This is a genomic window from Pseudomonas sp. JS425 (genome assembly GCF_018223845.1).
GTDB classification, from domain to species: Bacteria; Pseudomonadota; Gammaproteobacteria; order Pseudomonadales; family Pseudomonadaceae; genus Aquipseudomonas; species Aquipseudomonas asiatica.
This window is the reverse complement of the sequence record NZ_CP073661.1, coordinates 1,595,673-1,619,668: the sequence shown is the minus strand read 5'-3', so window position 1 is coordinate 1,619,668 and position 23,996 is coordinate 1,595,673. Positions and strand designations below refer to the sequence as shown.

At 62.8% G+C, this 23,996-nt stretch carries 17 protein-coding genes and 4 tRNA genes; 10 read left to right on the top strand and 11 right to left on the bottom strand.

What is annotated here, in order from left to right:
• Window positions 1-143 precede the first annotated feature (143 nt).
• Window positions 144-4,169: a bifunctional nitrate reductase/sulfite reductase flavoprotein subunit alpha gene (locus tag KDB76_RS07445; RefSeq protein ID WP_038408904.1), complete on the bottom strand. Its 4,026-nt coding sequence runs from the start codon at window positions 4,167-4,169 to the stop codon at window positions 144-146.
• A gap of 265 nt (window positions 4,170-4,434) precedes the next feature.
• Between KDB76_RS07445 and map the strand changes: the two genes are divergently transcribed.
• Window positions 4,435-5,283: a type I methionyl aminopeptidase gene (gene map / locus KDB76_RS07440; RefSeq protein WP_080676024.1), complete on the top strand. Its 849-nt coding sequence runs from the start codon at window positions 4,435-4,437 to the stop codon at window positions 5,281-5,283.
• Window positions 5,284-5,490: 207 nt separating this feature from the next.
• Here the strand turns inward: map and KDB76_RS07435 are convergent.
• From KDB76_RS07435 to KDB76_RS07420, 4 genes are all read right to left on the bottom strand, one after another.
• A tRNA-Asp gene (locus KDB76_RS07435) sits at window positions 5,491-5,567 on the bottom strand.
• Window positions 5,568-5,580: 13 nt separating this feature from the next.
• Window positions 5,581-5,656 (bottom strand) — tRNA-Val (locus KDB76_RS07430).
• Between the two features lie 170 nt (window positions 5,657-5,826).
• A tRNA-Asp gene (locus KDB76_RS07425) sits at window positions 5,827-5,903 on the bottom strand.
• Window positions 5,904-5,916: 13 nt separating this feature from the next.
• Window positions 5,917-5,992 (bottom strand) — tRNA-Val (locus tag KDB76_RS07420).
• Between the two features lie 217 nt (window positions 5,993-6,209).
• Here KDB76_RS07420 and rdgC point away from each other — a divergent pair.
• The 3 genes from rdgC to sugE all read left to right on the top strand — a co-directional run bounded on the left by rdgC (window position 6,210) and on the right by sugE (window position 8,769).
• The gene (rdgC, locus tag KDB76_RS07415; protein WP_013971401.1) at window positions 6,210-7,130 is read left to right on the top strand and encodes a recombination-associated protein RdgC; all 921 of its coding nucleotides are present in this window, start codon (window positions 6,210-6,212) and stop codon (window positions 7,128-7,130) included.
• Between the two features lie 125 nt (window positions 7,131-7,255).
• Window positions 7,256-8,221, top strand: coding sequence for a bile acid:sodium symporter family protein (locus KDB76_RS07410; RefSeq protein WP_024086422.1), 966 nt, complete (start codon window positions 7,256-7,258; stop codon window positions 8,219-8,221).
• Window positions 8,222-8,451: 230 nt separating this feature from the next.
• Window positions 8,452-8,769, top strand: coding sequence for a quaternary ammonium compound efflux SMR transporter SugE (gene sugE, locus KDB76_RS07405; RefSeq protein ID WP_013971399.1), 318 nt, complete (start codon window positions 8,452-8,454; stop codon window positions 8,767-8,769).
• 9 nt (window positions 8,770-8,778) lie between these two features.
• Here the strand turns inward: sugE and KDB76_RS07400 are convergent, their stop codons facing one another.
• Window positions 8,779-10,656: an MFS transporter gene (locus KDB76_RS07400; protein WP_038408902.1), complete on the bottom strand. Its 1,878-nt coding sequence runs from the start codon at window positions 10,654-10,656 to the stop codon at window positions 8,779-8,781.
• Window positions 10,657-10,916: 260 nt separating this feature from the next.
• On the opposite strand from KDB76_RS07400, the gene KDB76_RS07395 reads away from it, so the two are divergent.
• Window positions 10,917-12,095: an MFS transporter gene (locus KDB76_RS07395; protein WP_024086421.1), complete on the top strand. Its 1,179-nt coding sequence runs from the start codon at window positions 10,917-10,919 to the stop codon at window positions 12,093-12,095.
• Window positions 12,096-12,325: 230 nt separating this feature from the next.
• Window positions 12,326-15,802, top strand: coding sequence for a hybrid sensor histidine kinase/response regulator (locus KDB76_RS07390; protein WP_038408893.1), 3,477 nt, complete (start codon window positions 12,326-12,328; stop codon window positions 15,800-15,802).
• Here the strand turns inward: KDB76_RS07390 and rmuC are convergent.
• Window positions 15,774-17,147, bottom strand: a complete 1,374-nt coding sequence (gene rmuC, locus KDB76_RS07385; RefSeq protein WP_162472731.1) for a DNA recombination protein RmuC — start codon at window positions 17,145-17,147, stop codon at window positions 15,774-15,776. The two genes, KDB76_RS07390 and rmuC, sit on opposite strands and share 29 nt — an antisense overlap.
• Window positions 17,148-17,439: 292 nt before the next feature.
• Window positions 17,440-17,859: an SEL1-like repeat protein gene (locus tag KDB76_RS07380; RefSeq protein ID WP_024086418.1), complete on the bottom strand. Its 420-nt coding sequence runs from the start codon at window positions 17,857-17,859 to the stop codon at window positions 17,440-17,442.
• Between the two features lie 952 nt (window positions 17,860-18,811).
• On the opposite strand from KDB76_RS07380, the gene KDB76_RS07375 reads away from it, so the two are divergent.
• The 3 genes from KDB76_RS07375 to KDB76_RS07365 all read left to right on the top strand — a co-directional run bounded on the left by KDB76_RS07375 (window position 18,812) and on the right by KDB76_RS07365 (window position 21,196).
• A complete protein-coding gene (locus KDB76_RS07375) occupies window positions 18,812-19,036 on the top strand; it encodes a hypothetical protein (RefSeq protein WP_003257337.1) in 225 nt (74 codons plus the stop codon).
• 249 nt (window positions 19,037-19,285) lie between these two features.
• The gene (locus KDB76_RS07370) at window positions 19,286-19,768 is read left to right on the top strand and encodes a hypothetical protein (RefSeq protein ID WP_003257336.1); all 483 of its coding nucleotides are present in this window, start codon (window positions 19,286-19,288) and stop codon (window positions 19,766-19,768) included.
• 147 nt (window positions 19,769-19,915) lie between these two features.
• A complete protein-coding gene (locus KDB76_RS07365) occupies window positions 19,916-21,196 on the top strand; it encodes an outer membrane protein transport protein (protein WP_013971392.1) in 1,281 nt (426 codons plus the stop codon).
• A gap of 41 nt (window positions 21,197-21,237) precedes the next feature.
• Here KDB76_RS07365 and KDB76_RS07360 read toward each other — a convergent pair whose 3' ends face one another.
• Window positions 21,238-22,167 carry a LysR family transcriptional regulator gene (locus tag KDB76_RS07360; RefSeq protein ID WP_013971391.1) on the bottom strand — a complete coding sequence of 310 codons (930 nt, stop codon included), beginning with the start codon at window positions 22,165-22,167 and terminating at the stop codon, window positions 21,238-21,240.
• 114 nt (window positions 22,168-22,281) lie between these two features.
• Between KDB76_RS07360 and KDB76_RS07355 the strand changes: the two genes are divergently transcribed.
• Window positions 22,282-22,542: a DUF2798 domain-containing protein gene (locus tag KDB76_RS07355; protein ID WP_013971390.1), complete on the top strand. Its 261-nt coding sequence runs from the start codon at window positions 22,282-22,284 to the stop codon at window positions 22,540-22,542.
• Here the strand turns inward: KDB76_RS07355 and KDB76_RS07350 are convergent.
• A complete protein-coding gene (locus KDB76_RS07350) occupies window positions 22,449-22,784 on the bottom strand; it encodes a hypothetical protein (RefSeq protein ID WP_212632290.1) in 336 nt (111 codons plus the stop codon). The two genes, KDB76_RS07355 and KDB76_RS07350, sit on opposite strands and share 94 nt — an antisense overlap.
• Window positions 22,785-23,399: 615 nt before the next feature.
• Window positions 23,400-23,951 (bottom strand): glutathione peroxidase, encoded by a 552-nt coding sequence (locus KDB76_RS07345; RefSeq protein WP_024086414.1) that lies wholly within the window; start codon window positions 23,949-23,951, stop codon window positions 23,400-23,402.
• Window positions 23,952-23,996 lie beyond the last annotated feature (45 nt).

Genomic DNA, 23,996 nt, shown 5'->3' with positions numbered 1-23,996 from the left:
GCCTCTTCGCGGGTAAACCCGCTCCCACAGGGATCTCCACAATTTTCAGACCGGTGCAGTACCTGTGGGAGCGGGTTTACCCGCGAAGAGGCCGGCACAGGTCATGCACATTCGCAGTGCACAACACCCCATCCCGGTGCACATCAATAAACATCCCGCCGATACCGCTTGGCCCTGCCCAGCGCTTCGACATAAGCCGCAGCCACCGCGGCATCCATGCCGCCATGCTCGGCCACGATCGCCCGCAACGCCGCATCCACATCCTTGGCCATGCGCTGCGCATCGCCACACATATAGAAGTACGCGCCCGCCTCCAGCCACTGCCACAACTGCGCGCCCTGTTCGAGCATGCGCTGCTGCACATAGACCTTCTCGGCCTGGTCGCGTGAAAACGCCGTGTCCAGACGCAAGTGCCCTGCAGCCTGCCAAGCCTGTAGCTGCTCCTGGTAATAGAAATCGGTGGCCGCATACTGCTCGCCAAAGAACAGCCAGTTAGCCCCTTTCGCCCCACGTGCCTCTCGTTCTTCGAGGAAGGCCCTGAACGGCGCAATGCCGGTGCCGGGACCGACCATGATCACCGGCACGCTGTCGTCCTCGGGCAGGCGAAAGTGCTTCGACACTTGCGGGAAGATGGCTACCTTCAGCGCCTGCGCACGGTCGGCAAGGAAGCTTGAACACACCCCTTTGCGCGCGCCATAGCGCACCGTGGAAACGGTCAGGTGCACCTGCTGCGGGTGCGCCAGCGGGCTGGAGCTGATCGAGTACAGGCGCGGCTGCAACGGCTTGAGCAGCTCCAGCCAGCTGGCCAGCGGCAGTTGCTGGGGGAAGGCGCGCAGCACATCGACCAGTTGCCGCCCCCACAACCAGTCCTGCAGCTCGGCCTTGCACTCGGGCTGCAGCAGGCGCTGCAGGTCCGGGGCATTGCCGGCGAAGGCCTGCAGCTGCTGCGTGGTGACCTTGGCGATTTCCAGGTGCGCTTGCAGGGCTTCGGTCAGCGGCATGGCGGGCTGGCCTTTCAGCTCGACCATGGTCTGGCCATCGAGCTGTATCAGCGCCAGCAGCTCATCGACCAGGGCGGGACAGTTGCGCGGCCACACGCCCAGGGCATCACCGGCGGCATAGGTGAAGCCGCTGCCGCTGAGGTCGAACACCAGTTGACGGGTTTCCTTGGTAGCACCCGGGCCGTTCAGCAGGCGGTTTTCCAGCAAGGTGGCAGCCCAGGGTTGCTGCTTGCCATAGGCCGCCACGGGCGCAGGCTCGGTGACCGGTTGCGGTGCAGCAGCGCTGCTTAGCGTGGGCAGCAGCGCATCCAGCCAGGCGGCGAAGGCGTCGTCGAAGTCCGGCTCGCAGTCCACCCGCTGCAGCAGGCGCCGCCCGCCCAGCTCGGCCAGGCGTTGGTCGAGTTTGCGGCCAAAGCCGCAGAACTGGTCGTAACTGGAGTCGCCCAGGGCCAGCACGGCAAAAGGCAGTTCGGCGCAGTGGGCGCCCTCCTCGCCCTGCAAGGCTTGCCAGAATGCCGCTGCGCTGTCGGGCGCGTCACCATCGCCAAAGGTGCTGGCGATCAGCACCACGCTGGCGGCGCCCTGCAGCTGGCGCGGGCTGACCGCTTCCATGCAGCTGAGCTGCACGTCGAGGCCGGCACCGCGCAGGCGCTCGGCACAGCGTTCGGCCAACAGCTCGCCGTTGCCGGTTTGCGAAGCCCACAGCACCTGGTGCCGTGGTGCCATCAACGCCGCATCGGGCAGCACCGCCGGCTGGGCGAACAGCCCGGCCAGCAAGCCATCGACGAACAACCGGCGGTTGGCGGCCAGCGGCGCACTGGCCGGCAGACAGGGCACGCCCTCGGCGCGGGCCTGGTCCAGGCCCAGCAGAAAGCCTTGCAGGTAATGGCGCTCTTCCTCGGCCAGCACCGGAGCTGGCAGGGTGTCCAGGCCAAGCAGACGGGACAGGGTGGCGGTCGGCATGCGGGCAGGCTCCGGATTGGCAGTGTTCAGATCAAGGGCTTCGATGCGCTCACCGGCGACCCGCTCCAGGGTCACGGCACAATGCTTGAACGCCGGCTGCAGCGACAGCGGGTCGACCGCATCGCAGGTCACGGCGTTGATCGCCAGTTGCTCGCCGATCAGGTCATTCCAGTGAAACGGGGCAAAGCAGTTGCCAGGCATGACCCGGTCGCTGATTCGCGCGGGTAGCACGGCCTGCCCGCGGCGCGAGCGAATGGCCACCAGGTCCTTTTCGGCGATGCCCAGCCGGGCAGCATCGTCGCAGTGGATTTCCACGAAGGGGCCGGGCTCCAGCTTGTTCAGCGCCGGTACCTTGCCGGTCTTGGTCAGGGTGTGCCACTGGTGCTGCACGCGGCCGGTATTCAGCACCATGGGGTAATTGCCATCCGGCAACTCCGCCGCCGGCAACCAGGGCCGGGCGAAGAAGCGGGCCTTGCCGCTGGCGGTCGGGAAGGCCAACACCGGGCGCTCGCCCTGTGCATCGCGCAACAGCGTCTGGCTGCTGCCGTCGTTGTGGTAGCGCAGCGGGCTTCGCGGGTTGTTGTTGCCCGGGGCGCAGGGCCACTGGTGCGGCTGCTCGCGCAGTTCGGCATAGCCGATGCCCCGCAGGTCGTAGCCGGTGGTTGGGTTGTGAAAGCGGCGGATCTCCTCGTACACCGCCTCGGCATCGGGGTAGTCGAAGGCGTCGGCATAGCCCATGGCGCAGGCGACCCGGGCGATGATCTGCCAGTCCGGCAGGCTCTGCCCGGGCGGTTCGACGGCACGTGGCATGAGGGTGAGGTTGCGCTCGCTGTTGATCATCACGCCCTCGCCTTCGGCCCACAGCGCAGCTGGTAGCAGGATGTCGGCGTAGCGGTTGGTCTCGGTGTCGAGGAAGGCATCCTGGGTAATCACCAGTTCAGCCTGGCGCAGGCCGTCGATCACCTGCTGGCGGTTGGCGACACTGGCCACCGGGTTGCTGCAGATGACCCAGCAGGCTTTTACCACGCCGCTTTTCATCTGCTCGAACAGCGCCACCGTGCCCTCGCCGCCTTCGCTGCGCAGGCTGCCCGGGGCCAGTTGCCACTGTTGCTCGACGAAGGCACGGTCCTGCGCTACCAGCGCCGAGCGCTGGCCTGGCAGGCCGGGGCCCATGTAGCCCATCTCGCGTCCGCCCATGGCATTGGGTTGGCCGGTCAACGAGAACGGGCCGCTGCCCGGGCGGCAGATCGCGCCCGTGGCCAGGTGCAGGTTGCAGATCGCATTGGTGTGCCAGGTACCATGGATGCTCTGGTTCAGGCCCATGGTCCAGCAACTCATCCAGTTGCGGGCACTGCCGATCCATTCGGCGGCCTTGATGATGTCGGCCTCGGCCAACCCGGTGATGGCGGCCACGTGGTCAGGGGTGTAGTCATCGAGAAAGGCCGGCAGTTCATCCCAGCCTTCGGTATGGCGGGCGATGAAATCAGGGTCGGTGTGGCCGTTACGCAGCAGCAGGTGCAACAGGCCGTTGAGCAAGGCCATGTCGCTGCCGGGGCGCACCTGCAGGAACAGGTCGGCCTTGTCGGCGGTGGCACTGCGCCGCGGGTCGACGACGATCAGCTTGGCCCCCGCCTTGACCCGGTCGAGCAGGCGCAGGAACAGGATCGGGTGACAGTCGGCCATGTTGGCGCCGATCACCAGGAATACGTCGGCGTGCTCGAAGTCCTGGTAGCTGCCGGGCGGGCCATCGGCACCGAGCGACAGCTTGTAGCCGCTGCCGGCACTGGCCATGCACAGGCGCGAGTTGGACTCGATGTGGCGGGTGCGGATAAAGCCCTTGGCCAGCTTGTTGGCCAGGTACTGGGCCTCCAGCGACATCTGCCCGGACACGTAAAGCGCCACGGCGTCGGGGCCGTGCTGGTCGATGATGCCGCGCAAGCGACCGGCGGCTGCGGCGATGGCCTGGTCGATGCCGGTACGCGCTGGCTGCTGGCTGCGCTGCTGGCGCACATAGGCATCCTCCATGCGCCCGGCAGCAGTCAGCGGCAGGTGTGCGGTGAGACCTTTGGTGCACAGGCGGCCGAAGTTGCTGGGGTGCTGCTTGTCGCCGCTGATCTTGCCGACCTTGCCATCGGCGACGCTCATGACGATGCCGCAACCGACGCCGCAGTAGGGGCAGACGCTGCGTACTTCGCTGTTGGCCATGGGCGGGCTCCTGTAGGGAACGCAAAAAGGCGCCGGCTGCCCCTGCTTGCTGGGCAAGCGGGGCAACACGGCGCCTTTGTCGTGAAGTTTTGTGGGCTGTCGACGTTGATAGCCCTGGGTAGCGGTAGATCAGCAATTAATGGGCCAGCTGTGCCGGCCCCTTCGCGGGTAAACCCGCTCCCACAGAGGTATAGCAAGGCCTGAGGGCAGTGATGTACCTGTAGGAGCGGGTTTACCCGCGAAGGGGCCGGCACAGGAGTGCACCATGCGATGGCAACCCCGCACCCCATGGCGCTATGCTGGGGCACATTCCAGCATGAGCCACTGCCCTCCCCCCATGTCCCAGGTGATTATCAAGACCCCCGCCCAACTCGACCTGATGCGCCGCGCCGGCCAGCTGCTTGCCCAGGTGTTCGCCGACCTCGACAGCTTCATCCGCCCCGGCGTGACCACCATGCAGATCAACGACCGCGCCGAGGCGTTCATCGTCGGCACGCTCAAGGCCCGCCCGGCGAGCAAGGGCCAGTATGGTTTCCCCTATTCGCTCAACACCTCGGTGGACCATGTGGTGTGCCATGGCATGCCCAAGGTCGATGAAGTGCTGAAGGAAGGCTCGATCATCAACGTCGACATCACTCTGGAACAAGGCGGCTATATCGCCGACTCGTCAAAGATGTACAGCATCGGGCCGATCAGCGATGAGGCGCAGCGCCTGGTCGACACCACCTATGACGCGCTATGGAAAGGCATCGAACAGGTACGCCCCGGGGCTACGCTGGGTGATATTGGCCATGCCATCCAGACCCATGCCGAAGCGGCGGGCTACAGCGTCGTACGTGAGTATTGCGGGCATGGCATTGGCCAACAGATGCATGAAGGGCCCGAGGTGCTGCACATTGGCCAGCGCGGGATGGGCCTGAAGTTGAAGCCGGGGATGGTGTTTACCATCGAACCGATGATCAACCAGGGCGGACGCGGGACGCGCACACTGAAGGACGGCTGGACAGTGATTACCCGCGACCACAGCTTGTCGGCGCAGTGGGAGCATACCGTGGCGGTGACCGAGGATGGGGTCGAGGTGCTGACCTTACGGGAAGAAGAGCGTCGCCGCTGAAATTGCTACAGATCCTCTGTGGGAGCGGGTTCACCCGCGAACACCGGCAACGCCGATGCCATGCACCGTGTCGCATCCTTCGCGGGTAAACCCGCTCCCACAGGGGCCAGGCAGTGCCTGATGGTTTTTTGCAGAAACAAAAAAAGCGACCCTAAGGTCGCTTTCTCTATTACTTCCGGGTGTTCAGTAGGCCCTGGAAGTGGAATATGGCGCAGCGGACGGGACTCGAACCCGCGACCCCCGGCGTGACAGGCCGGTATTCTAACCGACTGAACTACCGCTGCGCTAAACATCGAGTGGTGGGTGATGACGGGATCGAACCGCCGACCCTCTGCTTGTAAGGCAGATGCTCTCCCGGCTGAGCTAATCACCCATGTCTCTCGGTGTGGCGCGCATTCTACGGGCGACTTCGCGCTCTGGCAAGCACTTATCGAACTTTTTGCAAAATTCGCGAAAACACCAAATCGCAGGCACAAAAAAAGCGACCCTGAGGTCGCTTTCCTTGTTACTTCCGGGTGTTCAGTAGGCCCTGGAAGTGAAATATGGCGCAGCGGACGGGACTCGAACCCGCGACCCCCGGCGTGACAGGCCGGTATTCTAACCGACTGAACTACCGCTGCGCTAAACATCGAGTGGTGGGTGATGACGGGATCGAACCGCCGACCCTCTGCTTGTAAGGCAGATGCTCTCCCGGCTGAGCTAATCACCCTTCGTCTCGGTGTGGCGCGCATTCTACGGACGGCCCCGTACCCTGGCAAGCACTTTTTTAACTTTTTTCAAAAAAAACCTCAGGCCTTTCAAAGACCTAGCGTTGCCACGTGCATCTTTACATTCAGCTACAGCTACTGGCACTCCGACAGGGTTGGCCTGAGAGCACCGCTCGGAGAATAATGCCCGCCTTATGCATTAAGGAGAGATTGCCCCTCATGTGGTTCAAGAACCTGCTGACCTACCGTCTGACCCAGGAAGTCCCGTTCGAGCCTGAAGCGCTGGAAGCGGCCCTGGCCAGCAAGCCGGCCCGCCCCTGCGCCAGCCAGGAGCTGACCACCTATGGTTTCGTCGCGCCATTCGGCAAGGGCGAAGACGCTCCCCTGGTGCATGTCAGCGGCGAGTACCTGCTGATTGCCGCGCGCAAGGAAGAACGCATCCTGCCCAGCAGCGTGGTCAACGACGCGGTGAAGGAAAAGGTCGAAGAGATCGAGACCGAGCAGATGCGCAAGGTCTATAAAAAGGAACGCGACCAGATCAAGGACGAGATCATCCAGGCCTTCCTGCCGCGCGCGTTCATCCGCCGCTCGATGATCTTCGCCGCCATCGCCCCGCGCCTGGGCGTGATCCTGGTCAACTCGGCCAGCGCCAAGCGTGCCGAAGACCTGCTGTCGACCTTGCGTGAAGTGATGGGCTCGCTGCCGGTGCGCCCGGCCACCGTGAAAATCGCACCGGTTGCCACCATGACCGAGTGGGTCAAGTCGCAGGAAGCTGCCGAAGGCTTCTATGTGCTGGACGAGTGCGAACTGCGCGACACTGCCGAAGACGGCGGCATCGTGCGCTGCAAGCGCCAGGACCTGACCGGCGAGGAAATTCAGCTGCACCTGAGCACTGGCAAGGTGGTCACCCAGCTGGCCCTGGCCTGGCAGGACAAGCTGTCGTTCATTCTGGATGACAAGATGGTGATCAAGCGCCTGAAGTTCGAAGAGCTGCTGCAGGAGCAGGCCGAACAGGATGGTGGCGATGAGGCTGCGCAACAGTTCGATGCCAGCTTCCAACTGATGATGATGACCTTTGCCGAATTCCTGCCGGTGCTGTTCGAGGCGCTGGGTGGAGAAGAGATTCCGCAAGGGGTCTGACTGGTTTTGAAATGCCGGTGCTGGCCTGGGAGATATCCTCAGACCGTACTGGCCCTTTCGCGGGCTTGCCCGCGAAGAGGCCAGTGAAATTATTGAAGCGATAAAACAAAAAGGAATTGCCCCCCATGCGTGCCCTCGCCACCCTCAGCCGCTTCGTCGGCAATACCTTCGCCCTGTGGGTGCTGGTGTTCGCCGTACTGGCCTTCCTGCAACCGCAATGGTTCATCGCCCTGAAGGTGGCCATCGTGCCGCTGCTGGGGCTGGTGATGTTCGGCATGGGCCTCACCCTCAAGCTCGATGACTTCGCCGCCCTCGCCCGCCAGCCCTGGCGGGTGATGCTGGGGGTGGTCGCGCACTTCGTGATCATGCCGGGCATGGCCTGGCTGCTGTGCCAGCTGTTCCACCTGCCGCCGGAAATCGCCGTGGGCGTGATCCTGGTTGGCTGCTGCCCGAGCGGCACGGCATCGAACGTGATGGTCTGGCTGTCCCGTGGCGACCTGGCGCTGGCGGTGGCCATCGCTGCGGTGACCACCCTGCTCGCCCCGCTGCTGACCCCGGCGCTGATCTGGTTCCTGGCCTCGGCCTGGCTGCCGGTGTCCTTCATGGACATGTTCTGGTCGATCCTGCAGCTGGTGATGCTGCCGATCGTGCTCGGCGTACTGGCCCAGCGGCTGCTTGGCGCGCGGGTGCAGGCGGCGGTGCAGGTACTGCCGCTGGTGTCGGTGGTGAGTATCGTGATGATCGTGTGCGCGGTGGTGGCGGCCAGCCAGGCGAAGATCGCCGAGTCAGGGCTGCTGATCATGGCGGTGGTGATATTGCACAACAGCTTCGGCTACTTGCTGGGGTACCTGACCGGCAAGCTGTGCAAGCTGCCGCTGGCACAGCGCAAGTCGCTGGCGCTGGAGGTGGGCATGCAGAACTCCGGGCTGGGCGCGGCACTGGCGGCGGCGCATTTTTCGCCGCTGGCTGCGGTGCCGAGTGCGTTGTTCAGCGTTTGGCACAATATTTCCGGGGCGCTGCTGTCTACCTGGTTCCGGCGCATGGGGGAACCTGTGGCAGAAGCCGAAGGTGGGGAGCCGGCCAGGCATTGATGTTGCCTGCACTGGCCCCTTCGCGGGTAAACCCGCTCCCACAGGTACTGCACAGGTCTGAAAATTGTGGAGAACCCTGTAGGAGCGGGTTTACCCGCGAAGAGGCCCGCGCAGGCTTGCCCAGAGCGCTGCATATGTGCACCATGGCACCCACTGTGAGGACGACCTCACGACGCACCGCGTGACCATTCCGGGGACGGCCCCATCATTCACAACGATGGAGACGCACCATGTCCTGGATCATCCTGTTCTTCGCCGGCCTGTTCGAGGTCGGCTGGGCCGTCGGCCTGAAATACACCGACGGCTTCAGCAAGCCACTGCCCACCATCCTCACCGTCGCCGCCATGGCCATCAGCCTGGGTCTGCTGGGCCTGGCCATGAAAGAGCTGCCGCTGGGCACCGCCTATGCCATCTGGACCGGCGTCGGCGCCGTCGGCACGGTGATCGCCGGCATCATCCTGTTCGGCGAGTCCATGGCCCTGGTACGCCTGGTCAGCGTGGCGCTGATCATTACCGGCCTGGTCGGCCTGAAAGTCAGCGCCAGCTGACGCCCTTCCCTAGCGCAGGTTGCCGCGCAGGCGGCTGACCTGCTCACGCAAGGCTTCTGGCTGCGCCGCCTCCACCGGGATGGCGGCGCCTGCCACGATGGTCACCCGCGACCACAGGCGCTTGAAAAAGCCCTTGGCCGGGTCACGGCTGAAGAAGCTGCCCCACAGCCCCTGCAAGGCCAACGGAATGACCGGCACCGGGGTTTCTTCGAGGATGCGGTTGACGCCGCCCTTGAACACGTCGATTTCGCCATCCCCGGTCAGCTTGCCTTCAGGGAAGATGCATACCAACTCGCCATCGGCCAGGTACTCGGCAATGCGCGCGAAAGCACGTTCGTAGATGGCCAGGTCTTCGTTGCGCCCGGCAATCGGGATGGCGCCTGCGGTGCGGAACACGAAGTTGAGTACCGGCAGGTTGTAGATCTTATAGTACATGACGAAGCGTATCGGCCGGCGAATCGCCCCTCCCAGCAGCAGCGCATCGACGAACGACACGTGGTTGCAAACCAGCAGCGCCGCGCCTTCGTCGGGGATGCGCTCGAGGTCGCGGTGCTGCACGCGGTACATCGAATGGCTGAGCAGCCAGATCAGGAAGCGCATGGTGAACTCGGGCACGATCCTGAAGATATAGGCGTTGACCGCGATATTGAGCAGCGACACCACCAGGAACAGTTGCGGGATGGTCAGCTTGGCCAGGCCCAGCAGGATGATGGTGAGCACTGCCGACACCACCATGAACAGGGCATTGAGGATGTTGTTGGCCGCGATCACCCGGGCGCGCTGGTCTTCGGCGGTGCGGGCCTGGATTAGTGCATACAGCGGTACGATATAGAAGCCGCCGAACACCCCAAGGCCGACGATAGACAGCAGGATCCACCAGGCCTGGCCCATGCCCAACAGCGCCAGCCAGTCGTGCGGTGCCGCCGCAGCCGGCACATCGCCGGAGTGCCACCACCAAAGCAGGCCGAACAGGCTCAGCCCGAACGAGCCGAACGGCACCAGGCCGATTTCCACCTTGCGCCCGCTGAGCCGCTCGCACAGCAGCGAACCCAAGGCAATCCCCACCGAGAACAGGGTCAGCACCAGTGTCACCACCGTGCCGTCACCGTGCAGCCAGTCCTTGGCGTAGGCCGGGATCTGCGTGAGGTAGATGGCACCGACGAACCAGAACCACGAGTTGCCGACGATCGAGCGCGACACCGCCGGCGGCTGCCCCAGGCCCATGCGCAGGATCGCCCACGACTGCCTGAAGATGTTCCAGTCCAGCAGCATTTGCGGTGAAGCGGCAGCGGCCCGCGGGATCCAGCGGCTGGCCAGGTAACCGAGCACGGCAGTGCCGACCACGCCACCAGCCACCACGGTGGCATAGCTGTCGGCCGACATCATCACCCCAGCGCCGATGGTGCCGGCGAGGATGGCCAGGAAGGTACCGGTTTCCACCAGCCCGTTGCCGCCGACCAGCTCTTCCTCGCGCAGGGCCTGCGGCAGGATCGAGTACTTCACCGGGCCGAACAGCGCCGAGTGGGTTCCCATGCCGAACAGCGCCACCAGCATCAGCGCCAGGTGGTTGGTGATGAAACCGAGCGCGCCTACCGCCATGATCGCGATCTCGGCCAGCTTGATGGCCCGGATCAGCGCATCCTTGGCGAACTTCTCGCCAAACTGCCCGCCCAGCGCAGAGAACAGGAAGAACGGCAGGATGAACAGCAGGGCGCACAGGTTGACCCAGATGGAACGGTCGCCGTCGCCCAGGCTGAGCTTGAACAGGATCGCCAGGATCACCGACTGCTTGAACAGGTTGTCGTTGAAGGCACCCAGCGACTGGGTGATGAAAAACGGCAGGAAACGCCGCTTGCCGAGCAAGGTGAATTGCGAGGAGTGACTCATCGTCCTTGGTCCTGAGGGCTTTTCAATTGGAGGCGCGCAGGGCGCGACAAGCCACAAATCTGCATGGGAAATGCACTGACTGGCAAGCGCTCAAGGATTTTGGAGGGCTGTACCGGCCCTTTCGCGGGCACGCCCGCTCCCACAGGGATATCACATGCCTTGAGGGCATGTGATAGCGGGTGTGGCCGCGAAAGGCCTGCGCAGCAGGCCTCTGTTGGCATATGCTGGCCCCCGGCAAAACAGAACAACAAGGATGTGTAATGCTCGCCGCCATAAAACGCTACCCGCACAGTGTGCGCCTGCTGCTCGGCACCACCTTCACCCTCACCGTCGCCCGTGCCCTTACCCTGCCCTACCTGGTGGTGTACCTGGCTGACAACTTCCAGCTGCCGATCAGCCAGATCGGCCTGCTGATCGGTGGTGCGCTGATCATCGCCTCGCTGCTGAGCCTGTATGGCGGCCACCTTGTGGATACCTTGCGCAACCACACCCTGGTCAGCGCCAGCACCCTGCTGTTTGCCCTGGCTTTCGTCGGCGCGGTCGCCAGCAACTCGGCGCTGCTGTTCTTTATCTGCCTGGTACTGATCAACCTGGCCCTGGCAGTGGTCGACATCGCTGCCAAGGCGGGCTTCTGCGCCTTGCTGCCGGTGGAGGAACGGGCCGAAGTATTCGCCATCAAGTACACCCTCAGCAACGTCGGCTACGCCGCCGGCCCGCTGCTGGGCGTGGCCATGCTGGAACTGAACGACCACATGCCGTTCATTGCCTCCGCCCTGCTCGGCCTGGGTATGTGCCTGGCCTACTGGCGCCTGGGGGACCGCGACCTGCAGGCCAGTGCGCCGGACAAGCCCGGGGTCGGCTTTGGCCAGGTGGCGCTGGGTCTGGCCCGTGACCGACGGCTGGTATGCTTCACCCTGGGCGGGGTACTGAGCGCGGTAGTATTCGGCCAGTTCACTGCCTACCTGTCGCAGTACCTGGTGATAACCAGCAGCCCGGCCGAGGCGGCGCGCCTGATCGGTTACCTGGTGACCACCAACGCGGTGACGGTGATTGCCCTGCAGTACCTGATCGGCCGCCGCATCAGCCGCCAGCGCCTGATGCCCTGGCTGCTGGCCGGCATGGGCCTGTTCATCGCCGGGCTGCTGGGCTTTGCCCTGGCCGGTTCGGCGCTGGCGTGGTGCCTGGCGATGCTGGTGTTCACCCTGGGCGAGATCATCGTGATCCCGGCCGAGTACATGTTCATCGACCTGATCGCGCCGGAGCACTTGCGTGGGGTGTATTACGGCGCGCAGAACCTGTCCAACCTCGGTGCGGCGCTGGGGCCGGTGATGGTGGGGTTTGCCCTGGTACATCTGTGGCCGGGGGCGATCTTCTACCTGCTGGTGTTGTCGGTGATACTGGCGGGGTTGTTTTATTGGCTGGGTACCCGCAAAGGATGATGTCTGCTCTGCTGGCCTCTTCGCGGGTGAACCCGCTCCCACAGGACAGCGCCGCTTTCGAAGCCTGTGCAGTAGCTGTGGGAGCGGGTTCACCCGCGAAAGGGCCGGCACAGGTTAAAGAGAACCCTGCGACCACCTGCCACTGCGACCATCGTCTGCGCTGACGAAGCGGCACCTGCGTGCCAGACTGATTGATCGGGACCGCGTTATCTTTTTGCTTCGGAGTCTTCATGTCGTTGTCCAGCGGGCTGATCGCCGTGGTCGCCCTGGCCTATATGGCCATCATGTTCGCCATCGCCTTCTACGGCGACCGCCGCAGCACGCCGTTGCCGCCGAAGCTGCGTGCCTGGGTGTACAGCCTGTCGCTGGCCGTTTACTGCACCAGCTGGACCTTCTTCGGCGCGGTCGGCCAGGCCGCCGAACAGCTCTGGGCATTCCTGCCGATTTACCTGGGCCCGGTGCTGCTGCTGATCTTCGCGCCCTGGGTGCTGCAGAAGATGGTGCTGATCAGCAAGCAACAGAACATCACCTCGATCGCCGACTTCATCGCCGCGCGCTATGGCAAGTCGCAGTCCCTGGCGGTGGTCGTGGCGCTCATCTGCCTGGTAGGCGTGCTGCCGTACATCGCCTTGCAACTCAAGGGCATCGTGCTGGGCGTGAACCTGCTGATCGGCGCCAACGCCGACGCCACCGGCACCCGCGTACAGGACACCGCACTGGTTGTTTCGCTGGTGCTGGCGCTGTTCGCCATCGTCTTCGGTACCCGCAGCCTGGACGTGACCGAACACCACCGTGGCATGGTCCTGGCGATTGCCTTCGAATCACTGATCAAGCTGCTGGCCTTCCTCGCCGTGGGCATCTTCGTCGTCTTCAACCTGTATGACGGCTTCGACGACCTGTTCAGCCAGGCCCGCCAGTCGATCCACCTTCAGGACTATTGGCAGGAGACCATCAATTGGCCGTCGATGGTGGTGCAGACCGCCGTGGCGATGATGGCGATCATCTGCCTGCCACGGCAATTCCACGTTACCGTGGTGGAGAACATCGAACCCCAGGACATGCGCCTGGCGCGCTGGGTATTCCCGATGTACCTGGCGCTCGCCGCATTGTTCGTGGTGCCGATCGCCCTGGCCGGGCAGATGCTGCTGCCGGGCACGGTGATCTCCGATTCGTTCGTCATCAGCCTTCCTCTGGCCGAGGCACACCCGAGCCTGGCCCTGCTGGCATTCATCGGTGGTGCATCGGCGGCCACGGGCATGGTCATCGTCGAGGCCGTGGCGCTGTCGACCATGGTCTCCAACGACATGCTGCTGCCCTGGCTGCTGCGCCGTACCAACGCCGAGCGGCCGTTCGAGGCATTCCGCCACTGGATGCTCTCGGTACGCCGGGTGACCATCGTGGTGATCCTGCTGCTGGCGTATGTCAGCTACCGCCTGCTGGGTTCCACCGCCAGCCTGGCGACCATCGGCCAGATCGCCTTTGCCGCCGTAACCCAGCTGACCCCGGCCATGCTCGGTGCGCTGTACTGGAAGCAGGCCAACCGCCGCGGCGTGTTCGCCGGCCTGGCTGCAGGTATCTTCCTTTGGTTCTACACCCTCGTCCTGCCGATCGCGGCGCACAGCCTGGGATGGTCGCTGCAGCTGTTTCCGGGGTTGGCGTGGCTGCACGGCAATCCGCTAAACCTGCCGATCAGCCCGCTGACCCAAGGCGTGGTGCTGTCGCTGGCGGGTAACTTCACGCTGTTCGCCTGGGTTTCCGTGCTTTCGCGCACGCGAGTTTCCGAGCATTGGCAGGCCGGCCGCTTCATCGGCCAGCAGACTAGCGCCAGGCCCAGCAGCAAGCCGCTGCTGGCGGTGCAGATCGACGACCTGCTGACCCTGGCCTCGCGCTTCGTTGGTGAAGAACGCGCCCGGCAGAGCTTCATCCGCTTCGCCTACCGCCAGGGCAAGGGCTTCAACCCCAACCAGAACGCCGACGGCGACTGGATCGAACATACCGAACGCCTGCTGGCCGGCGTACTCGGCACGTCGTCGACCCGCGCCGTGATCAAGGCCGCCATCGAAGGCCGCGACATGCAGCTGGAAGACGTGGTGCGTATCGCCGACGAAGCCAGCGAGGTGCTGCAGTTCAACCGCGCCCTGCTGCAAGGGGCCATCGAGAACATCAACCAGGGCATCAGCGTGGTCGACCAGAACCTGCACCTGGTGGCCTGGAACCGCCGTTACCTGGAACTGTTCAACTACCCCGACGGGCTGATCAGCGTGGGCCGGCCGATCGCCGACATCATCCGCTACAACGCCGAGCGTGGCCTGTGCGGCCCGGGCGAGGCGCAGGTGCACGTGGCGCGGCGCCTGCACTGGATGCGTCAGGGCCGGGCGCACTCCTCCGAGCGCTTGTTCCCCAATGGCCGGGTGATCGAGCTGATCGGCAACCCGATGCCGGGCGGCGGTTTCGTCATGAGCTTCACCGACATCACCCCGTTCCGTGAGGCCGAGCAGGCCCTGCGCGATGCCAACGAACGCCTGGAGCAACGGGTGGCGGAACGCACCCAGGAGCTGTCGCAACTTAACCAGGCGTTGTCCGAAGCCAAGAGCCGTGCCGAAGCGGTGAGCCAGTCCAAGACCCGTTTCCTGGCTGCGGTCAGCCATGACCTGATGCAGCCGCTGAACGCGGCCCGGCTGTTCTCCGCCGCCTTGTCGCAACAGGCCGAGGGCATGAATGAAGAGGCCCGGCAGCTGGTGCAGCACATGGACAGTTCGCTGCGCTCGGCCGAAGAGCTGATCAGCGACCTGCTGGACATCTCACGCCTTGAAAACGGCAAGATTACCCCGGATGCCAAACCCTTTGCCCTCAACGAGCTGTTCGACACCCTGGGTGCCGAATTCAAGGTGCTGGCCGCCGAGAAGGGCCTGGAATTTCGCCTGCGCGGCAGCCGCCTGCGGGTGGACAGTGACATGAAGCTGCTGCGCCGGGTGCTGCAGAACTTCCTGACCAACGCCCTGCGCTATGGCAAGAGCCCGATCCTGCTGGGCGCACGGCGCCAGGGTGAACAGTTGTGGCTTGAAGTGTGGGACCGCGGCCCCGGCATCGCCGACGACAAGCTGCAGGTGATCTTCCAGGAGTTCAAGCGCCTGGACAGCCACCAGACCCGCGCCGAGAAGGGCCTGGGCCTGGGCCTGGCGATAGCCGACGGCCTGTGCCGGGTGCTGGGGCACAAGCTGGAAGTGCGCTCGTGGCCGGGCAAGGGCACGGTGTTCCGCGTCAGCGTACCAATTGCCCACCAGGCCGCACCGGCGCCCGCCGCCCCGGTGGAACAGGGCGGCCAGCCACTGGCCGGGCTGCAGGTACTGTGCGTGGATAACGAAGACAGCATCCTGATCGGCATGAACAGCCTGCTCAGCCGCTGGGGTTGCCAGGTGTGGACCGCGCGCAACCGCGCCGAATGCGAAGCTCTGCTGGCCAAGGGCATGCGCCCGCACCTGGCGCTGGTGGACTACCACCTGGACGACGGCGAAACTGGTACCGGGCTGATGGGCTGGCTACGCACGCGCCTTGGCGAGCCGGTGCCGGGCGTGGTGATCAGCGCTGACGGCAGCAAGGAAACCATCGCCATGGTGCATGCCTCTGGCCTGGACTACCTGGCCAAGCCGGTCAAGCCGGCGGCCCTGCGTGCCATGCTCAATCGCCATCTGAGCCTGGTTCAGTAAGCGCTTCGTCCGGCAACGCCTCATCGGACAGCGCCCGCTCCAGCAGGTCGGCCGGCAGGCTCTTGCTGGCGCGGGCGCCCAGCAGCTTCAGCTGTTCGCTGCGGCTGACCAGGTTGCCGCGCCCTTCGCATAGCTTGTTACGCGCGGCAGCATAGGCCTTGTCCACCTGCTGCAGGCGGCTGCCCAACTCGTCCAGGTCCTGGATGAACAGCACGAACTTGTCGTACAGCCAGCCGGCGCGTTCGGCAATCTCGCGGGCGTTCTGGCCCTGGCGTTCCTGCTTCCACAGGCTGTCGATCACCCGCAAGGTGGCCAGCAATGTGGTCGGGCTGACGATCACGATCTGCCGGTCGAAGGCTTCCTGGAACAGGTTAGGCTCGGCCTGCAGGGCTGCCGAGAAGGCGGCCTCGATCGGTACGAACAGCAGCACGAAATCCAGGCTGTGCAGGCCTTCGAGGCGGTTGTAGTCCTTGCTCGACAGGCCTTTGACGTGGCTGCGCAGCGACTGCACATGCTGCTTGAGCGCAGCCTCGTCGTTGCCGGCGACGAACTGCTGGTAGGCGGTGAGGCTGACCTTGGCATCCACCACTACCTGCTTGTCGCCGGGCAGCATGATCAGAACGTCAGGCTGGAAGCGCTCGCCATCGGCGCTCTTCAAGCTGACTTGGGTCTGGTATTCGCGGCCCTTTTCCAGGCCGGCATGCTCCAATACCCGTTCGAGGATCAGCTCACCCCAGTTGCCCTGGGTTTTCTGGCCCTTCAGCGCCTGGGTCAGGTTGGTGGCTTCGTCGGACAGGCGCAGGTTGAGTTGCTGCAGGCGCTCCAGCTCCTTGCCCAGCGAGAAGCGCTCGCGGGCTTCCTGCTGGTAGCTCTCTTCCACGCGTTTTTCGAAGGCCTGGATGCGCTCCTTGAGCGGGTCGAGCAACTGGCCGAGATGATGCTGGCTGGTCTGGGCGAAGCGCTGCTCGCGCTCGTCGAAGATCTTGGTAGCCATGTCAGCGAACTGGGCGCGCAGGGTGTCGCGGGCTTCCTGCAGGTCTTCCAGGCGCTGCTGGTGGCTTTCCTGCTGCTCGCGCAGTTCGGCGTCCAGGCGTGCGGTCTGGGCCTCCAGGCGACGCAGTTCGGCTTCGCGGTTGGCACGTTCGAGGTTCCAGGCGTGAGCGGCATCACGGGCATTGTCACGGTCGATCTGCAGCAGTTCCAGCTCACGGCCCTGGGCGGCCAGCTGGGTCTGCTTGACGGTGTTGGCTTCGCTGAGATCGCTTATTTCATCGCGGCTGGCGTCCAGTTGCGCCTGCATGCCGGCCAGAGCCAGCTGGGCAGCATTGAGGCGCTCTTCGAGCAAAGCCTGCTCGCCTTGCCGCGTGCCCTGGCGACGCTGCACCTGCATGACCCAACCCAGGCAAGGTAATGCACCTGCCACCAAGCCCAGCAGAATGCTGGCCAGATCCACTGTCATGCTTACCCCGAATGATCCTGGATGAATGCATCGCAGCTTATCAGCCTGAGCGGTGTGTTGCCTGTTCAGGCCTCTTCGCGGGTAAACCCGCTCCTACAGGGATTGCACAGTATCCGAGGTATAGCTATTCCTGTGGGAGCGGGTTTACCCGCGAAAAGGCCAGTGCTGGCAACACACCTCAGGCATGGAACCACTGCCGCAAAAGCCGCCGCGCTTCCTGCGACCCCTGCCCCGCCGCCAGCTCCAGCCAGTACCGCGCCTGCTCCGGCTCGTTGTGCTGGCACAGCCGCGCATACTCCAGTTGCGCGCGCCGATCACCGGCGCGGGCCGCCTGGCGCAGCAGTTCATGGCCAATACGCCGGTCACGGGCGTTGCCGCAATCACGGCACAACATCTGTCCCAGGCGGCTTTGCGCCACTACCACACCCTGACGCGCCGGCTGTTTCAACAGGCGCCCGGCCAAGTGCTTGACCTGCGGCTTGTCACCCAGGCGCGGGTTGTCGAGCAGCCACAAGGCCACTTTGAGGGAGAAACGTTTGGGGGGAGGCGCAGGCGTCGATGCAGCAGGGCTGGCGAGGTGTTTACCGCGAAACTTCATGAGCAACAGGATTGGCAACTCGAAAGGCGCGCCACTCTACCCTTTTTTTTGCGACATGGCCTTCCGATTTCTGCAGGATTGAAAAAATTTTCAATGATCTTTTCTTGACGTTTTCAAGTGGATGACCAACTGGCCTTCTGAAGCATGTCGATTGTCGGACAGTTCACTGTATTGCTGGCACGCCCGTCCTAGAGCAAGCGCCAGGGACAATCCACAGTTCCTGTGGATAACTCGGTGGACAACCCCCTGGCATCCCCCGCAAACCCCTATGAATTGGGGCTTTCGCTCAAACTGACGATTTTTTCACCAGCTAAAAATAGTGTTTTTTTTCATTGACTTAACCGGCCAGTCAAGGCATTGGCGAGGCTGTCATGGCATGCTGCAAGGCAGTTGCAAGCGCTGCTTCAAATGTGAACAAGTGCACCAAAAACCTTCAATTGAATGCACGAAATCGGTACATCAGCCCGGATACGGGCCTTTTGCAGCCCCTTCCCATCAGGGAAAATACGCGCCATACTGCGCGGCTAACCTGTACTTGCACGAAGTCCTTGCCAAGCACCTGTATTTTCGTTAAGGTGCGCATCGTTAGTACCAAGCTGAAAGTCAATTCTGGCCTCAAGCGTCCTTGCAGACACACTCCTCCCAAGGGTGGCGCTGCTGAAACCAGGACCGGCCCATTCGATGATTCACTCGCTAGCCCAGCGCTGTTCAAGCACGAATTACGTGACAGATTGATCAGGATCCCACCCCGACGGCCTAGAACCTTGGCCCCGGCGTGCTGCCTGCCCTCTGAAGTACCTACCAGTCAGCCCACGCGCCCACCTTTGATTGCGCTCCCTCTGGCTGCCCTGTTCCAGTCAGGTTCGTTCGTCCCTTAATAAAGGCGTCACTGGAACGTTTCTATCATGCACGGATCATAACCCCCGTGTTTAAAGCAGGAACCTCCAACAATATGCAAACTCATCATCAGATTCAGGCTGCCATTGGCACCCTCTCCCAGGCCTTCTCGCCGTTGAAGTGCCTTATCGTTGCCCCTCGCAAAGGCAGCTTCAGCTTCACCCTGGTAGACGAACACGGCGTCGCCTGCCACACCGAGCGCCTGTACCCCGAACAGTACAGCCGCAGTGAACCGCTGCAGGCGGTCATCGCCCGAACCCGCCAGTCGCTCACCGCGTGAGCGGCGAATGCTGCGGTATTCAAGCGCTGAATCATGCCATCGCAAGCCTGCCTGAACGTTCGTGGCGTAATTGCCTTAAGGTATATAGCCAAGTACGTCAGGCAGCAATCGATTTAAAAACAGCCCTTTACACCACGATTATCACACTACACTTCAACTCGAGCGGTGCTTGCCGCTTCCGGCGGGCCTGATCACTCACCAGCTGCCAAGCTCCAGCGCCCGTCCGGCCCTTAATTGCTCGAGGGTATCATGGGTATCGCGGCGAATGAATTGTGTCAGTATGTGATCCGACCCACCCTGGTCTACCTGAACCGTCACTGCGCCAGCGCCGAAGCCTTGTTGCTTGGCATCGCCGCCAGCCAGTCGGCCCTGGGGTCGGCCTTGCACGACCGTCGTGGGCACGGTCTGTACCGTATCGGCGAACACCGTCACCAGGCTATCTGGGACGACTATCTTGCCCGTGACCCCGACCTGGCCAGCCTGGTCCGCGGCCTGGCCAGCCAGCACGCCTTCCTCGGCGGCCCGCACCTGGAACTCACCGTCAACCTGCGTTATTCAACCGCGATTGCCTGGATGCTCATCGAAGAGCAGGCCACGCCACTGCCTGCCGCCGATGACCTCCTTGCGCTTGCGCGAATCTGGCGACAGATTTTCAACCCTCAAGGTCGCCTGCGCGACTTCACACACGCCTGGCATACCTGCATAGATCAGAGATTGCCGCAGGCATCTTAAGACGCGTCCTACAACGTGCCCGGAAAAAAGGGAATTTTGGTCGGATTGTCCTACAAAACCGCTCTATCTCCTGCGATTGAGGCTATAGCGCGGCGCGTGATTTGTTGGTAGCTTTTCGCCCCGGAGATCCCAAGGAGTTTTCTAATAATGAAAAAAGTAATGCTCAAAGCCTCCCTCGGCGTAGCCGTTGCACTTGCTTCCAGCCAACTGCTCGCCGCAGGTTTCGCGCTGAACGAACAAAGCATCAGCGGCATGGGAACCGGGTTTGCGGGACGTTCGTCTTCTGCCGAAGATGCCAGCACGGTGTATGGCAACCCTGCGGGCATGTCTCGCCTCAAGCGCGAACAGGTCACCGTGGGTGGCGCGGCTGTCATTGCCAAAACTGATATTTCGGGTCGTGGTAGCAATTTCGGGGGGGAAACCGATGGCGACATGGTCCCGGTCGTGGGTGTACCCATGGGCTATTACGTCAAACCGATCGATGATCACTGGAGCGTCGGTTTCGGCGTTTACGTGCCATACGGCCTGATCACGGACTACGGCAGCGACGACGCGGCACGCTACTGGGGCAAGAAGAGCAAGGTCGAGGTCGTCACCTTCCAGCCAACCATCAGCTATGCCTTCAACGACAAGGTGTCGATCGGTTTCGGTCCGACCATCAACCGTATCAAGGGTGAACTGGGCTCGAATCTGTCCAGCAAGGCGCTGCTGGGCCCGAACGGGCCGGATGGCGAAATCAAGATCAAGGGCGACGACACCGCGATCGGTTACAACATTGGCGTCCTCGTACAAGCTACAGACCGTACCCGCCTGGGCCTGACCTATCACTCGATGGTCGACTACAAGCTTGAAGGCGACACGCGAGTGTCGTACCCGATTGCAGCCCTCGGTCTGAACGGCAAATTCGACGCCAGCCTGAAAATAAAGACGCCAGAATCGGTGGACTTCTCGATCACCCATGAACTGGATGACCAGTGGACACTCTATGCGGGTAGCACCTGGACTCGCTGGAGCCGCCTGGAGAGCATCGTTGTCAAGAACGAAGCACCGGCGGGCTACCCACTGCAGACCATCACCGAAGAGCAAAACTGGCATGACACCTGGGCACACGCCATTGGTGCTGCCTACAAGGTGAACAAGGAGTGGACCCTGCGTGCAGGCTTCTCCGTCGACCAGTCGCCCACCAACAACCATGATCGCTCGCCGCGCATTCCTACCGGCGACCGCAAGGCTGTCAGCTTTGGTGCCGGTTGGAGCCCGAACGACGACATGACCATCGATGTTGCCTACTCGTATCTGTGGGAAGAGGATACCAAGGTGAACAATGTGTCCGGCTCGCCGACACAACAGGCGCTGAAAGGCACCTATCAGGCCAAGTATGAGAACAGTGCTCACGGTATTGGTGCATCCCTTACCTACCGCTTCTGATTCATACGCGTGACATGAAAACCGCCCTCGTGGCGGTTTTTTTACACCTTCACCTGCCAGTCATCGCCCAGGCATTCGCGCAGGTAGTCCATGAACACCTGTACTTTTGCGGTCATGGCAAAGCGGTCGGCCAGGCACAGATAGATATCCATCGGTTCGGTCTGGGCATAGGCCTGGCCGCTATCGCTGTATTCGAACAACGGCACCAGCGCCCCGTTATCCAGATGCGGCCTTACGATGAACTCGGCAAGGCGGGTGATGCCGCCATCGTGCAGCGCCATCTGGGTCAGGGCATCGATGTCGTCGCTGATCAGGACACTACCGAACTCTGCCTCGAACCGCAGCCCGTCGCGCATGAACCCCCAACGCAGGAAGCGTCCATCCACCGGGTAGCGGAACACCAGGCAGCGGTGCTCACGCAAGGCCTCGGGCGTGGCCGGCACGCCGGCGCTTTGCAGGTAACCGGGCGAGGCACAGCAAATGAACGGTATACGGGCGATATGCCGGGCCAGCAACTGGTCTTCGAGTTGCGGGGCAATGCGCAGGCTCACGTCCACATCCTCCCGCGCGTGGTTGACCCGGCGATCAGTCGTTACCAACTCTATCGAAAGCAGTGGGTAGCGGGCGCTGAACGCGGGTATCAATGGCGCCAGCACGTGGCGACCGAAGGCGGACGTCGAGGCAATGCACAGCCGCCCTTGGGGCTCACTGTCGGGGGTGGTGACGGCCTGCTCGGCCAAGGCCAGGTCGCGCTCGATGTGCCTGACGCGTTCGTAATACTGGGTGCCGGCGGGTGTCAGCGCCATACTGCGGGTGGTGCGGCTGAGCAGGCGAACCTGCAAGTGGCCTTCCAGGCGTGCCAGGTTCTGGCTAACCGCGGCCGGGCTCAGGCCCAGGTTGCGGGCACCGGCGGCGATGCTGCCGGCTTCGACCACCTTGATGAAACTGCGAATGGCGTTGAGCAGGTCCATGCTGAGCCCTTGGATTCGTAAGAATCTCTTTATAAAGAACTCAATGCGGCTGGTCTACAGCTGCTGCCGGGTGCGTTGCTAACCTGCGCCTCTACTTACTTTTCAGGAGTTCGCATGAGCAACCTGTCCCAGGCACGCGGCCGACGCAAATTGCACCCGGGCGCCACGCCCTACGTTTTTGCCTTCTACATGTCGTCGATCATGGCGCTATTGATGTGTTTCGTGATCACGGCAGCGAATGGGGGGGTCAACCCTGAATACCTTGGCAACGTGCTGAAGGCTTACCAGTTGGCGATGCCTGTGGCGTTCGTCTGTGTATTGATGGTCAGGCCGGTGGTTGTGCGGTTGGTGGCGATTACTGTGCATGCAAAGTGAAGTAACCCCAAAGCCCAGGCAAGCCCCCTGCTCTTGCTCTTGCTCTTGCTCTTGCTCTTGCTCTTGCTCTTGCTCTTGCTCTTGCTCTTGCTCTTGCTCTTGCTCTTGCTCTTGCTCTTGCTCTTGATCTTGATCTTGATCTTGATCTTGATCTTGATCTTGATCTTGATCTTGATCTTGATCTTGATCTTCGCGACTTCAGGAGGCCGAGCAGAGGGCTTGCGGAGGGAGGTGACGGGCATGGATGCCCGTCAAGCGCTGAGGCCCCATGGATGGGGCCTGCAGCGCGTACTCCCGGGAGCAAGACCGGCGCGAGGGAACCCCGTAGCGTAGCGGAGGGGCCGGATGATGGGAGCGCAGCGTTTTTTGGTTACTTTTTGTCGCGTTTGACAAAAAGTGACTCGCCGTAAGGGCGAAAAGGTGAGTATGCGTCGCCATCGTAAATGGACTATGCGCGAGATCAAGACCAGTACTTTTCCGCTCTTCGCTCTTCGCTCTTCGCTTTCAAGCGTGGGCATCAACAACAAGGTCAACATTCATTTGCGAAGGTGGCGCTTAATCACCTTTCCGCCCTTACGGCGGGTCACTTTTTGTCAAACGCGACAAAAAGTAACCAAAAAACGCTGGCTCCTATCATCCGGCCCCTACGCTGCGCTCCGGGGTCCCCTCGCTACGGGCCTGCTCCCGGGAGTACGCGCTGCAGGCCCCATCCATGGGACCTCAGCGCTTGACGGGCATCCATGCCCGTCACCTCCCTCCGCAGTCCCTTCGCTCGGCCTCCTGAAGTCGCAATCTGCGGCGCCTGAACTATCGCGCACTTAGAAGCAAAAGCCGAAGCAAGAGCAAGAGCTGCTAGGTTATGGCTGGGAGGCAATGGCCTTTTCGATGGCTGCCCGGAACGCTGGATCATCCGGCTTGGTCAGGCTGGAAAAGTTATCAATCACCTTGCCCTTGCGGTCCACCACGTACTTGTAGAAATTCCACTTCGGCGCACTGCTCTGGCTTGCCAGCTCCGCGAACAGCGGTATCGCATCTGCGCCCCGCACCGCCTGTGTCTTGGTCATGGTAAAGGTAACGCCATAGTTGGCATAACATACCTTGGCTGTCTTCTCGCTGTCGGCGTCCTCCTGCTTGAAGTCATTGGACGGCACACCAAGCATTTCCAGGCCTTGCTCGTGATATTCCTTGTACGTCGCCTCAAGCCCCTCGAACTGCGGCGCGAAACCGCAGTAACTGGCCGTATTCACCACCACCAAGGGCTTGCCGGCAAAGCGCTCGCACAGGTCCACCTGCCCCTTGCCTCGCAACTCTGGCAGGCTGCCCTGCAACAACGCCGGGCAATCAGCAGCCCAGCTCGATGCGCTGGCAACCAGGGCCAGCACCGGCACCGTCAACCAATGTGCACGCATGACTCTTTTCTCCCGCAAGACAATCCTCGAACTTGCAGGGTAGCG

Bases quoted from the DNA above. Each gene is read 5' to 3' on its own strand.
- KDB76_RS07355 (WP_013971390.1), top strand. From the start codon at position 22,282: ATGAGCAACCTGTCCCAGGCACGCGGCCGACGCAAATTGCACCCGGGC.
- rdgC (WP_013971401.1), top strand. From the start codon at position 6,210: ATGTGGTTCAAGAACCTGCTGACCTACCGTCTGACCCAGGAAGTCCCG.
- KDB76_RS07410 (WP_024086422.1), top strand. From the start codon at position 7,256: ATGCGTGCCCTCGCCACCCTCAGCCGCTTCGTCGGCAATACCTTCGCC.
- KDB76_RS07345 (WP_024086414.1), bottom strand. From the start codon at position 23,951: ATGCGTGCACATTGGTTGACGGTGCCGGTGCTGGCCCTGGTTGCCAGC.
- KDB76_RS07445 (WP_038408904.1), bottom strand. From the start codon at position 4,169: ATGGCCAACAGCGAAGTACGCAGCGTCTGCCCCTACTGCGGCGTCGGT.
- KDB76_RS07400 (WP_038408902.1), bottom strand. From the start codon at position 10,656: ATGAGTCACTCCTCGCAATTCACCTTGCTCGGCAAGCGGCGTTTCCTG.
- sugE (WP_013971399.1), top strand. From the start codon at position 8,452: ATGTCCTGGATCATCCTGTTCTTCGCCGGCCTGTTCGAGGTCGGCTGG.
- map (WP_080676024.1), top strand. From the start codon at position 4,435: ATGCGATGGCAACCCCGCACCCCATGGCGCTATGCTGGGGCACATTCC.
- KDB76_RS07380 (WP_024086418.1), bottom strand. From the start codon at position 17,859: ATGAAGTTTCGCGGTAAACACCTCGCCAGCCCTGCTGCATCGACGCCT.
- KDB76_RS07370 (WP_003257336.1), top strand. From the start codon at position 19,286: ATGGGTATCGCGGCGAATGAATTGTGTCAGTATGTGATCCGACCCACC.
- KDB76_RS07375 (WP_003257337.1), top strand. From the start codon at position 18,812: ATGCAAACTCATCATCAGATTCAGGCTGCCATTGGCACCCTCTCCCAG.
- KDB76_RS07395 (WP_024086421.1), top strand. From the start codon at position 10,917: ATGCTCGCCGCCATAAAACGCTACCCGCACAGTGTGCGCCTGCTGCTC.
- KDB76_RS07390 (WP_038408893.1), top strand. From the start codon at position 12,326: ATGTCGTTGTCCAGCGGGCTGATCGCCGTGGTCGCCCTGGCCTATATG.
- KDB76_RS07350 (WP_212632290.1), bottom strand. From the start codon at position 22,784: ATGCCCGTCACCTCCCTCCGCAAGCCCTCTGCTCGGCCTCCTGAAGTC.
- KDB76_RS07365 (WP_013971392.1), top strand. From the start codon at position 19,916: ATGAAAAAAGTAATGCTCAAAGCCTCCCTCGGCGTAGCCGTTGCACTT.
- KDB76_RS07360 (WP_013971391.1), bottom strand. From the start codon at position 22,167: ATGGACCTGCTCAACGCCATTCGCAGTTTCATCAAGGTGGTCGAAGCC.